Here is a 12,028-nt window from a genome sequence, read left to right on the forward strand (position 1 = left end):
CTTTCCGCGCCGGAAATTCGTGCTTCGCTGGTTGCTGATATTGTTTTGTCTCGCTGTCTGGGCTGCGGTCGCCATCTTCTTCATTTGGTGAGCCGTTCCTTTTCATTGCGGGCAAGCAGCACGACGCCGACGGTCTTCCAGAGAATGTTGGCGTCCGTCCAGAACGAGCATGTGTGGTAGTAATCGACATCGAACTGTACCCGTTCCTCATAGGAGGTGTCGGCGCAGCGGTTGACCTGCCATAGGCCGGTGATGCCGGGCTGCAGCGCCAGGTAGCAGTAGAGTTGCGATCCGTAGCGCTCCAGTTCTGCGGCCACCACCGGCCGCGGCCCGACCAGGCTCATCTCGCCACGCAGCACGTTGAGGAGCTGCGGCAGCTCATCGGCGCTGCTCATGCGCAGATATTTGCCAAGCCAATGCACGCGCGGATCGTTCATCAGCTTCTGAGTGGCCAACCATTCCCTCTTCCGCTCCGGCTCACGCTCCAGCAGTTCGGCCAGGCGCCTGTCGGCATCCCTGCGCATCGAGCGGAATTTCAAGCAATGAAACGTGCGGCCTTCGCGACCGACACGGGTGTGACGGTAGATGATGGGGCGGCCATCGACCAACAATAGCGCGATGGCGATTACGAGAAGGACAGGGGCAAGAAACAGCAAGCCCGCGGCCGAAAGCAATATATCGACGGCACGCTTAGCGCGGCTGCGCCTTGCTGTCTGTTTCAAATCATGAAGCGATTGCTCGTCATGAGCAAAGCCATCAAAAGCCGACAGCATCTCTTAGAACCTCTCGACGTTCCGAACCGTTCCACAAAGCTGCCAGTTGCATCGAAACTTGACAATTGACCCTGCGGGTATTGCCCTAGTCCCATTGACGTAAAGCCGGGAAAGCACGGCTAGGTCAGCGGGTAATTCGTCTACTCGACTACCCGATTGGTGACTGTTCTGCAGCTTCCGGATATTCATCTGTGACGGCGGAGGAGGCTGCCGTGCGCTCAAGAATGCGTTTGTAGAGGGTCATCAGCGCATCCCGCCAGGAAGCCGGCGTATGGGCAAGCCCACTCGACCGGCGCATGCAGTTGACGCTCATCAGGCGGATCAGCATGTTGTCGCCAGCAAGCCGGCGCATCGCGCCGGCAAGCGTTTCCACCTTGCCGCTTTGAAAAGTCAGTCCGCAGCCAAGCTCGGCAATCTCGTCGCCGAGTAGGGCCGCGTCGGGAAGGATGACCGGAATGCCGCTGGTCACCGCCTCCAGCGCCGCAAGCCCGAAAGGTTCCGGAACACGCGAGGAGACAACGAGTGCGCGGGCGTTGCCGATGATGCTGCGCATCTCATCTTTGGATTTCCAGCCATGGATGACCACCTCGGGGTAGTCGCGCTCCAGCAGCGCACGGCCCGCGCCGTCTCCGATGATGTGGAGGCTTATGCCGGCAAGCCGGGCTGCCATGGCGGCATCCTCGAAACCCTTTTCCGGTTCGAGCCGACCGACGAAGAAGAAATCGCGATTGTTCCACGGACTCATCGGCTGCTTCAGAAAGGGTTCGACCGGATTGCGGATGATCTCGATATTGTCTGTTTCGATACCGCTGCGGTCGAAATAGTCCCGCATGCGCTGATGCACGATGATGATGTTGGCAGGTGTTTGGCGCGTGGGGTAAAAATGTTCGCGCAATACATGCCGCGCCGATCGCCAGACCTTTTCATGGTAGCCGCGTTTGTCGCACTGCGTCGTCAGGCACTGCATGGACATCGGCGTGAGACGGCACACATCGTTTTTCCGATAATTCGCAAAACCGCCATTCGGGCAGGACAGGAAATAGTCGTGCGCATGCAGAACGACGCGCTCGCGCACTGGCCACAGCGCTCGAAAAATCGACGGTGACAGGATCTTCGACCACCCATGAACATGGTAGATCGTGGCTGTCGTGTCCTTTCGGGCGATGAGATCCTGCAGCGCGGTATAGGCGCTCTTGCTGTAAAGCCCGGCGGTGAGGGCGCTGATACGACCTTGTTGCGTCAGGGGCAGGCCATCGAGATTGATGGTGTCGAATGCTGGCGGATCTTCGCCGGCGGTGTCGCCGGCGAAATAGGTGACTGGAATTCCAGCGCTTTGCAAAAGATTGGCAGAAAGGATCGCCAGATTTGACGCTCCGCCAACTTTGACGGAGCGATCATTGATGATGACGACCCGATCGGGACGGGGTGGGCTCACGAGATTACTCCAGCGCTTCGACGTTTTGCGGCGCAAGCTTGCCCTTCAGCAGGTCGAGACAGGCCATTGCATTGCCCTTCAGCCGACCCTTGCGGTCCACCCACGGCTCGGGACGCCAAGCTTTGATGAAATTGGCGAGCAGGTTGCGGCTGATCTGGATCGAGGCGTGACGGAAACTCATGGTCCGCTTGCGCATGAGGTAGACGGGATTGGCAATCTGCGAATAGCCGAGCCGGATACCCGCCGTGCGGCCGACCTTCGTGCCGAGGTGCACGCCTTGCAACTGCTTGGCGCTGACCACCTGGCCGTAGCGGGCGACGATCCGGCTGAAATCGACATCCTCGAGCCAACCATAGAAGGGCAGGTTCTCGTCGAAGCGTAGATTGCCGGCTTTGATGATCGTGGTGCGGACCGCCATGTTGCAGCCATAGGCGTTGTAGACGGATTGGAACTGCGCCGTCGTTTCCGACCGCCGCCGGCCCTTCGATTCGACCATTCGCAGCCCGTCGCGGACGGAGATACCGGGGCCGGTGATCCCGTCGGCGAGCACCGTGCCGGTGCACATGACGATGTCGGGATGGAACTGGAACAACCGTTCCGTCTCCTCGAGATAGTTGGGCGTCATGAGGAAATCATCATCGACGAAGAGCACGACGTCTGCATCCGGGATGTTGTCGAGGATACGGTTGCGCTGGCGGCAGAGCCCCCGTTCCGAGATCAGCACGCGAACCGGAAAATCGAGGTCGCGCAGGCAGCTCGGATCGATGTCTTCGGGCGAGGCGAGGCAGACGACCACTTCGTCCGGCTTGCGAGTCTGGCGTGCGATGTGCGGCAGGATCGAGGACAGGATGTCCCGCCGGCCGGCACTGGCGATGCCGACGGCCAGCTTGAGCGGACGGCTGGGCGGACGGCCTTCGAGGCGCTTGGCGGAAAAGCGGGTTTCGCGAGCCTGCGGCTTTCGCCACCAGTGACGGCGCTCGTTATGCCTGCGCTTTTCGCTGCTGCGATTGGCGATGATGCCGAGGATGTTGATCGGCGTGGTGCCGAAACTTGCAAGTGCGTCGGACAGCCGCTCCACCGTCATCTTGTTGGTATGGCCGACGACGACGATGATGCCTTCGAGATAGCTGCAGATGACGCGTGTATCGGCCGAATCTTCGAAGGCCGACATGTCGACGATGACCACCTTGTATCGCCGGCGCAGCAGCTCGATTTCCGCCTTCAACGCCGGCAGATGGCCATAGCGCTGGTACGCGGTAACGGATTTTTCCGTCTCGTCGACCGTGACGACGGGAATGCCGTTGCCATAGGACTGCGACGCCAATCTGTCGGTCTCCGGATCATGGTCGATCGTCGCGACGGAGAGGCCGTTTTCATGCGCAACGGAATAACGTCGCGGCACCTCGTTCATGCGCAGCAGTTCCATGCCGAAGTCCGAGCCTGCTTCCATTGCCACGCCGCTGAGGCGGGAATTGAGGAAATCGGCGTCGACCAGCACCACGGACGCGCCCTCGTTTTGATAAAGCTGAGCGAGATTGGTCGCGATCGTCGTCTTGCCTTCGCCCGTGCCGACCGAAGTGATGCCGATCACCATCGGAGCATTCGGCTGGAAGGCGGAGTCGACCGAATGTTTTACCCCGCGCAAAGCTTCGGAGAATTGCGAATAGGGCGTGTCGAGCACGGATCTTAGCGGCGACATGGTTCGTCGCCATGTCGCGCCGCCCCCTACGATATGGCCGGGCACGAAGGATGGGCCGGCATAGACGGGCACATGGCCGAGCGAGGTGATGCCGAGTTCGCGCCGGAGCTTTTCGCTGGAGCTGACGCGCCGATCCATGCCGTCACGCAGCAGCGCCATTCCAAGCCCTAAGGCAAGGCCCAGCATGGCGGAGAAGGGAATGACGATCGATGATTTCGGCCAGCTCTTCGTCAGCGGCACGGCGGCGGCCGTAACGACGCGGGCATTGCCGAGCGGGAAAGATTCTTTCTGCAGCGCGCCGATCAATTGCTGCAGGATGCTTTCATACATGCGGCGATAGGTGGTCGCGCGGCTCTCCATCTCGGAGAGCTCGACACGCGCCAGGTTCTTGTCGGTGCCAGTTTCCGTCAGCGAGGCCAGCTCGTCGTTGAGCAGTTTCTCGCGTGTTTGCGCCACTTCCAGATTGGAGCGATAGACGGCCTGGATGCGGGCAAACTCCTTCTGCATTTCGCCCTTCAGCCGATCGATCTCGTCCTGCGCGGCCGCAATTGCCGGGTTGCCGGCATCGTAGCGGCTGCTCAGGTTGTTGAGCTTGGTCGTCGCGACGCCGAGATCTTCCTGCAGTTTCTGTATGCGCGGATTGTTGATCGTCTCGTCGACGTCACCCTCGACCTTCTCTCCGGCCATCAACCGGTTGAGGGTCGCAAGCTTGGCGGATTCGGCCGCCGTCTGCGCCCGGGCTGCCAGCGCCTGGCTGCTGATTTCGGACAATTGCTGCTGGTCGAGCGAGGAGGAGGTGCTGATCTCCATGATGCCGTTCTTGGCGCGAAATTCTTCGACGCTCATTGCAGCTTCACGTGCCTGCCGTCCGACCTCGATCAGCCGGGTTTCCAGCCATTTCGCGCCGCTCTGTGCGGCGGAAGCGCGCTCGGTGAGCCCCGTACGAATATAGGCGGCAGCAATCGCGTTAGCCGCCAGTGCCGCCTTGCGCGGATCGGTGGAACTATACCCGATTTCCAGAATGTAGGACTGGCCCACCCGGTTTACGGAGACCCTGGAGAGGAAAGACGCCATGGTGCGGCGCATCAGATCGTCTTCGGTCGGGATGGGTTTTACTTCTTCGTCATGGGTGTGGGTGAAATAGGCGCTAATGCTATGCAGCGAGTCGCGCAGAGCTCCCTGCCACGACGCGCCCCCGACGATTTCGGGGTCCTCGCTGAGATTGAGCTTCTCGATCACTGCGCGGGCGATCGCCTCCGATTTGACGATCTCGACCTGGCTGGCGATCTCGGCGGCCTCGATGATGACCGTGCCGCTGAAGGCATCCTGAGATGCAATGCGCCCCTGTTCCGGATCCATGACCAGACGGGTCGTTGCTTGATAGATCGGCTTGGTGGTCGTGACGTAGAATGCGCCAATGCCGAGTCCGATCGCCGTAAAGATGATGAAAATCAGCATATGCCGCTGCAGGAACCGCCAAATATCGCGAAAGGAGATATATTCGCTTCCGTTTGATCGCTTGGCCTCGGATTGAGCACCGGGTACGCTTTTACCAATCTCGTGAACTGCCATGATATATCCGCCCGACCTTGCTTCGATGGTGGTTATTGGGATTGTGATTGCGTGGGATCGGCCGAGGACAGCATTGCGCTGTCCAGGCTGCTGGAAACGTTGTAGCGAACGTCCAGCACATCACCCGGCTGCAACGCCGCCGTTTCCGGTATCTCGCTTGTGGTGCCTCCATCGCCGCCGCGGGTAACCCAATATTCGAGCGGCTGGAGATCGATCGCCTTCATACTCTCGGAGCGAGACAGAGAAGCGCCGGCGATCTGCAGCAGTTGCAGCGTTGTGTTGCGCTTCAGCTTGGTGTCTTCGATTTCGCTTTCGGTCGTCTGCAATTGCTGCCCGGCTTCGGTCTTGCGCTGCCCTTTCAGGTTCAGAGCATCGCGTTCGGTCTCGCTCAATTTTTGCTTGGCCTGCATGGAGGCGACGACGAGATCGAGCTTGCCGCTCTGCATGTCGGCGACGACACGCTCCAAGGACGTCTTGCGTGAGGTGGTGAGGATCTTCGTGTCGACCAGCTTGGAAATATCTTGCAATTCATCCTGTGCGATCTTCACCTGCTCGTCCTGCGATGCCATCTTCTCATCGAGAATGTCGATCTCATTGCGCAGCAAGGTTTCGAGTTCGGCGGCAGATTGGAGTTGTTGGCGGAGCGCCTCGGCCCGGGCATTGAACACATCGATCTCGCTGGTCATGATCTGTTTGATCGCGGAGCCTTCGGGTGCCGCCTTGATTTCCGGCGGAAAGTCGACGGTCGTTTGATCGTTCATCTCAGCCATTAAACGGGCGCGCCGGGCGCCGAGCTGCTTCAACTGCAGCTCCATGCGGTTGATCTCGCCGGCATAGCTGATCTGTTGCGCGTTGTTATATTCGCCGGTCGGATTGGAGCGGCGTTCGCGGCCGCCCGCCATCGCGACAGCCTGCTTGACCGTCAGGCCCGGCCGGAATTCCAGCTCGCTCGGCTTCTCGACCGAACCGGTGACATAGATCATCGGATATTTCACCACTTCGACAGACGCCGTGGGAGCGGTGGCGAGACCAGTGATCTGTTTCAGCCGATCACCGATTTCCGTAGAGACATCCGCGGTGGTCTTGTCGATGACCGGCATTTCACCGATCATCGGAATGGAGATCGTGCCGGATTGGGAAACGACGTATTCGCCGTTCAGCGCCGTCCACTCCTTATATTCCCCTGTCGAGGCGACCCATTCGACGATTGCTACCTTCATCCGCGTCTGAGGCTTGATGTGATAGATCTCATCCGAGGCAGCATTGGCTTTGTCGATAAAGGCGGTTCCCGAAAATGCCAGGGCGAGGAACAGGCCGAGGATGGTGCCCGGTGTTTTCCGGCGGGCATGTGCGTGAAGAGCAGAAACTGTCAACATGAGGCGCGATCTCGGTTTCGTTTCGGTCGCGCCGCCGCCAACTTGCCGCAGCGCTATGGACTGAGATCATCCCTTGAACGCATTTCGAGTAAATCCCCTGCCGTAGGGTTACGGCTAATCCCTTCTGAGGAAGGAATGAGTGGTGCTCGGCGTTCGGGTAACAGCGAATATACCATTGAGTTTAAACTGTTTTCGGCCGCTTAGACCTTTTGGTCATGACCTTCAGCCATTTGGATGCGAAAGAGGACCGATGTGGGTTCTGTCCCATCGCCCGCCGCCCGCACAATGATGTTTCGATCAACGGCGGAGGAAGAGGGATGCGGGTAGCGATCGTTCATTATTGGCTGGTGTCGATGCGGGGCGGCGAGAAAGTGGTCGAAGCGCTCTGCGACATGTATCCGGACGCCGATATCTTCACGCTCGTCTACGATGAGAGCCGCGTTTCCGAAAAGATCAAGAGACACAAGGTCACGACATCGTTCCTGCAGCGCATCCCCGGCGCCATCAAAGGCTACCAGTCGCTGCTGCCGCTGATGCCCTTTGCGCTGGAGAGCTTCGATCTCAGTGGCTACGACCTCATCATCTCCAGCGAATCAGGCCCTGCGAAAGGCATTATCCCCCCGCCGCAAGCGACGCACGTCTGCTACTGCCACTCGCCGATGCGCTATCTTTGGGATCACTACCATTTCTATCGCTCCAATGCCGGCCTCGCCTCGCGGCTGATGCTGCCGGTGCTGGCGCCATTGCTGCGGTCCTGGGATGTCAATACCAGCATGCGCGTCGACCGATTCATTGCCAATTCCCATCACGTCAGTGCCCGCATCGGCAAATATTATCGTCGCCCGGCGACGGTGCTCTACCCGCCGGTCTCCGTGGACGATTTCACCCCGGCGGCGGCAACCGAGGACTTCTATCTCTGCGCCGGCCAGCTTATTCCCTACAAGCGGATCGACCTTGCCGTCCGGGCTTTTACCACGATGAACCGCAACCTGGTCGTCATCGGCGAGGGCAAGGAAATGGAAAAACTCAGACGTTTGGCCGGCCCGACCATTACCTTTCTCGGCCGTGCGCCATTCTCGGTGCTGAAGGAGAAGCTGGCGCGCTGCCGCGCACTGATTTTCCCAGGCGAGGAGGATTTTGGCATCGTTCCGGTCGAGGCTATGGCCAGCGGTCGTCCTGTCATCGCCTTCGGCAGCGGCGGCGCGCTGGAAACGGTCGTTCCAGGCGTCAGCGGCATATTGTTCGAAGAGCAATCCGAAAAGGCGCTGATCGACGCGGTGCATGATTTCGAAGACCATGAGAATGCGTTCCGCCCGGACGTGCTGCGCGCGCATGCGGCTCAATTCAGCCTATGCAATTTCACGACCGGCATGCAGGCGATCATCGATGAAGAATTGCTGGCACACAAAGCGGTCTTGCCGCGCAACGACCGGAGCACTGCCGCCATCCAACGCCTGTTCGAGGGACAGTTCCCGGCGCCGGCGGTCGAAACGCAGCAACGTGTTGCCACTACCGAACCAGTGACGGTGCACGCACCGACTTTTTGAATGCATGTTCGGCCACTGGGATATGTCATTCAAAGGCATTACACTGTCCCGCAGCCAAAGGAGGCTGAAATGGCACCGAATGCATTGATTCAGATCCGAATCGACGCCGAGATCAAAGAACGCGCAACGGCCGTTCTTGAGGATATCGGATTAACGGTATCGGATGCCATCCGTATCCTGCTGACCCGCACTGCAAATGAGGGCGCCCTGCCGCTCGAACCTGCGGGTAACAGCGATGCCCGCGATGCGCGGTTCCGTGCGAAAGTTCTACAGACGCTCGAAGATGTCAGACCCGATATTAATGATGCCGATGAAGAGAGACATTTCGCGCAACGGCGAGCCATCGCACTTGGCAGGGCTGTTGTGAGCGAGCATTGAACCTCGTTTGGGTGCAACGCGCTCGCGGATCGCAGATGACATCTGCACTTTCCTGGATGCGCCAGCATCCGGAGCGGTGTAAGGGATCGGCAGGACCTGCCGATCTTCAGAGATTTTTCCCTTATGCGCCTCAGCAACATCGCCATGTACACCGGTCAACCGCCGCTCGTTGCCGCGACGGAGGCTCTCTGGGCCTATATCCGCGACCGGCTGCGCAAGGCAGGCGTAGCCGATGTTCCCGAGAGTTTGGAGAAGGGCATCACGCATGACGAGGCCTGGGTGCGGCCCGGCCTTCTGCTCGCGCAGACCTGCGGTTTTCCCTATGTCAAACACCTGCGAAGCAAGGTGCAGCTTGTGGCAACGCCGGTCTATGAGTTGCCGGGCTGTGATGGCCCGTCGATGCGAAGCTTCATCATCGTCCGCACGGATTCGCCGGCGGAGGCGCTTGCCGATCTTCGTGGCCTGACCGCTGCCATCAACGATCCCGGCAGCAATTCCGGCACAAATCTTTTCCGTGCCGCTGTCGCGCCGCTTGCTGAAAACGGTCGGTTCTTCGGCCGCGTCATCGAAACCGGCGGACATCTGCTCAGCATCGATGCCGTTACCGTGGGCAGGGCCGATGTCGCTGCCATCGACTGTATTACCTTCGGAAACGCCCAACGCTTCGATCCCGACCGCGTTGCTGGCCTCCGCATTCTGGCGGAAACGATCAGTGGGCCGGGCTTGCCGTTCATCACAGGCTCGGAAACTTCTGCCGAAGAATTGGCGCTGCTGCGGCAAATTCTCACCGACATCGCAAGCGAACCCACGCTTGCGGATGTCCGCGATATCTTATCGTGGCGGCGCTTTGAGGTGCTTGGCGATGCCGGTTATGAGCCGCTGGCTGAGTTGGAGCGGCAGGCGATTGCATTGGGTTATCCGGTCATCGCCTGAGCCGCTCGCTCAGCGCGTCACTCCGCCGCCAGCGTTATTGTTTGCGCCGCAAAGCGCGGGGACGAGATGTCGACGGTGATTGCCCCAGCTTCGCCGGTCGCCTGTAGCCAGAAGCCAGTGGTGCCTCCCTGGAAGGCCATCGTTTTCGGGCCGATGACCTTTGCTGGGCCGGTGACCTCCACCGTCGCGATGTCATTGAGGAAGGGCAGACGGGAGCCCGCCTGGTCGAGCGCACGGATGATGACGCGCGTCGTATCGCGGTCGTCGGCGCGAAGCGTCAGGCTGTCGGCCTTCACCTCCAGCGTCGTTGGAAGGGGGTCCGCGACCATATGCAGCGTTGTGACCGCCTTGCCGCCAATGAGCCCGGTGAAATGCGCGTCCTCCCATTCCATGCCCCAGACACCCAGTTCGTCCTTCGTGAAATGGCGATGGTCGAAGACGACGGGTGGATGCGGCAAATGCGGGAAATTCTCGCGGTCCGGGCCGATACGTTTGACGAGCGAGCCGTAGCGCAGTTCGATTTCATCGCAATTCGTGAGCACAATCAGCGGCAGCACGCCGCCGATATTACGCTCGCCGCGCGCCCATTGGGTCACCGGCTTCATCACGACCTCGTCGGAAGGCTCGCACTGGCTGATATAGGCATAGGCCGCGAATTTCGGCTCGCGGAACATGTCCATGACGCCGTGGTAGCAAATGCGGTCGCCGGAGCCGAAGTCGCTGTGGGTGTTGTAGTCGAACATGCACCAGCCGATGGCGCCTGATATCGACGGATCGCCATAGGCAGCATTCAGTACGTCCAGATGCCGGCGCACATGCTCGGCCTGGCGCTGTTCCTGATCGTAGATCTTCGTCGGATACATGTGACCGCCGAACTCGGTGATCAGATAGGGCACATTCTGTGAGAGGCCGGTATTCTCCTGCTGTGGCCTAAGGGGTGTGCGCGGACGGTTGACGCCCGGCAGTTCCTCGTTGCCGAGAATGAAGTCGTTCATCGTATAAACGTCTTCGAGCAGTTCGCTCTCGGTGATGTAGCGCACGCCGCCGGTCTGACGGGTCGGATCGAGTTCGCGTGCAAGCCTGTTGGTCTCGACGTAGAAATCGTGGGAATCCTGCGATTCGTTGATGCGCACGCCCCAGATGATGATCGAGGGATGGTTCCAGTCGCGTTCGATCATGCGGCGGACGTTGCGAATCGATTCCTGTTTCCACGCTTCGCCGCCGATATGCTGCCAACCGGGGATTTCTTCGAAGACCAGAAGGCCAATTCGGTCGCAATGGTCGAGGAACCAGGGCGATTGCGGATAGTGCGACGTGCGCACGACGTTGCACTTCAACGTATGCTTCATGATCTCGGCGTCACGCTCCTGCGCAGAGCGGCCCACGGCATAGCCGGCATAGGGGAAAGCCTGGTGACGGTTGAGGCCGCGCAGCTTCAGCTTGCGGCCGTTCAGCAGGAAACCTTCTGCGGTGAACGCGGCGGTGCGGAAGCCGAAATTCGCTGTGTACCTGTCCGACCCGTGGTCGGTCTTCAGTTCGGCATCAATGGTGTAGAGCGCGGGATTGTCGAGTTCCCACAGTGAGATGCCGGTCAGATTATCGAAGGCGAAGGTGAGGCTGCTGCCCGAGGTCTCGGCGACGGCCGAGGTCAGCACGGTGCCGTCAGGCGCGCGAAGGCTCGCCGCCACAGAACCGTTGAAGGCGAGACCTTGCGGGTTGGCGATATCGCAGCGAACGTTGACGGATTTTGCAGCGGCAAGCACATTGCCGGTCTCGACCTTGATGTTGGCGATCGAGACGGGTGCTGCGACCTTCAGCCAGACATCGCGGTAGATGCCGGCATAGGTGAGATAGTCGATACGGCCACCGAAGGGTGGGATTTCCGGATTTTCGCTGCCGTCGATCTTGACGGTGAGGAGGTTGTCGCCCTCCTTCAGGCGGCCCGTCAGGCGCGCTTCGAAGGGCGTATAGCCATCCTTGTGGGCGACGATTTCCTCGCCGTTGAGATAGACGACCGCGTCGGCCATGGCGGCATCGAACACTAGCGACACTTCACGTCCGGCGAAATCGGCGCTCCAGGGCAGGATCTTCTGGTAGGTGAAGGCGCGCTGATAGGATTTCTCGTCGAAATAGTTGAACGGCAGCTCGACCGCTGTGTGCGGCAGGGTGACCGGCTGTCCCTCCTGACGGCGGCCAACTTCGGCAAGCGAGAACCCTTCCTGAAAGGTCCAGGATTCGTTGAAAGCGACAACAGAGCGCATGTTCATTCCTATCGATGGAGCCCGTCGCAGCCTCGACGAACGCGTATTGTTTGG

At 59.9% G+C, this 12,028-nt stretch carries 8 protein-coding genes; 3 read left to right on the top strand and 5 right to left on the bottom strand.

Going from position 1 to position 12,028, the window contains the following annotated elements:
- Window positions 1-80 precede the first annotated feature (80 nt).
- The 4 genes from K290_RS0100640 to K290_RS0100660 all read right to left on the bottom strand — a co-directional run bounded on the left by K290_RS0100640 (window position 81) and on the right by K290_RS0100660 (window position 6,855).
- Entirely contained in the window at window positions 81-773 is a 693-nt protein-coding gene (locus K290_RS0100640; protein ID WP_028750077.1) for a sugar transferase, read from the bottom strand.
- Window positions 774-921: 148 nt separating this feature from the next.
- Window positions 922-2,208 (bottom strand): glycosyltransferase family 4 protein, encoded by a 1,287-nt coding sequence (locus tag K290_RS33590; RefSeq protein WP_065091421.1) that lies wholly within the window; start codon window positions 2,206-2,208, stop codon window positions 922-924.
- Window positions 2,209-2,212: 4 nt separating this feature from the next.
- Window positions 2,213-5,479 carry a nucleotide-binding protein gene (locus K290_RS33595; protein ID WP_245276442.1) on the bottom strand — a complete coding sequence of 1,089 codons (3,267 nt, stop codon included), beginning with the start codon at window positions 5,477-5,479 and terminating at the stop codon, window positions 2,213-2,215.
- A 32-nt stretch (window positions 5,480-5,511) separates the two neighbouring features.
- Window positions 5,512-6,855 (bottom strand): polysaccharide biosynthesis/export family protein, encoded by a 1,344-nt coding sequence (locus tag K290_RS0100660; protein ID WP_081670156.1) that lies wholly within the window; start codon window positions 6,853-6,855, stop codon window positions 5,512-5,514.
- Between the two features lie 317 nt (window positions 6,856-7,172).
- Between K290_RS0100660 and K290_RS33600 the strand changes: the two genes are divergently transcribed.
- From K290_RS33600 to K290_RS0100675, 3 genes are all read left to right on the top strand, one after another.
- Window positions 7,173-8,402, top strand: coding sequence for a glycosyltransferase (locus K290_RS33600; RefSeq protein ID WP_081670158.1), 1,230 nt, complete (start codon window positions 7,173-7,175; stop codon window positions 8,400-8,402).
- A gap of 69 nt (window positions 8,403-8,471) precedes the next feature.
- Complete coding sequence (locus K290_RS0100670) at window positions 8,472-8,780, top strand: type II toxin-antitoxin system RelB/DinJ family antitoxin (protein ID WP_028750079.1); 309 nt, start codon at window positions 8,472-8,474, stop codon at window positions 8,778-8,780.
- Between the two features lie 123 nt (window positions 8,781-8,903).
- The gene (locus K290_RS0100675; protein ID WP_028750080.1) at window positions 8,904-9,713 is read left to right on the top strand and encodes a phosphate/phosphite/phosphonate ABC transporter substrate-binding protein; all 810 of its coding nucleotides are present in this window, start codon (window positions 8,904-8,906) and stop codon (window positions 9,711-9,713) included.
- Window positions 9,714-9,730: 17 nt separating this feature from the next.
- Here the strand turns inward: K290_RS0100675 and K290_RS0100680 are convergent, their stop codons facing one another.
- Window positions 9,731-11,974: a glycoside hydrolase family 2 protein gene (locus K290_RS0100680; RefSeq protein ID WP_028750081.1), complete on the bottom strand. Its 2,244-nt coding sequence runs from the start codon at window positions 11,972-11,974 to the stop codon at window positions 9,731-9,733.
- Window positions 11,975-12,028 lie beyond the last annotated feature (54 nt).

This window comes from Rhizobium leucaenae USDA 9039 (genome assembly GCF_000426285.1).
Taxonomy (GTDB): domain Bacteria; phylum Pseudomonadota; class Alphaproteobacteria; order Rhizobiales; family Rhizobiaceae; genus Rhizobium; species Rhizobium leucaenae.

What these genes read in the sequence shown, in the direction of transcription:
- K290_RS0100680 (WP_028750081.1), bottom strand. Translation starts at nt 11,974, where the DNA reads ATGCGCTCTGTTGTCGCTTTCAACGAATCCTGGACCTTTCAGGAAGGG.
- K290_RS0100660 (WP_081670156.1), bottom strand. Translation starts at nt 6,855, where the DNA reads ATGTTGACAGTTTCTGCTCTTCACGCACATGCCCGCCGGAAAACACCG.
- K290_RS0100670 (WP_028750079.1), top strand. Translation starts at nt 8,472, where the DNA reads ATGGCACCGAATGCATTGATTCAGATCCGAATCGACGCCGAGATCAAA.
- K290_RS0100675 (WP_028750080.1), top strand. Translation starts at nt 8,904, where the DNA reads ATGCGCCTCAGCAACATCGCCATGTACACCGGTCAACCGCCGCTCGTT.
- K290_RS0100640 (WP_028750077.1), bottom strand. Translation starts at nt 773, where the DNA reads ATGCTGTCGGCTTTTGATGGCTTTGCTCATGACGAGCAATCGCTTCAT.
- K290_RS33600 (WP_081670158.1), top strand. Translation starts at nt 7,173, where the DNA reads ATGCGGGTAGCGATCGTTCATTATTGGCTGGTGTCGATGCGGGGCGGC.
- K290_RS33595 (WP_245276442.1), bottom strand. Translation starts at nt 5,479, where the DNA reads ATGGCAGTTCACGAGATTGGTAAAAGCGTACCCGGTGCTCAATCCGAG.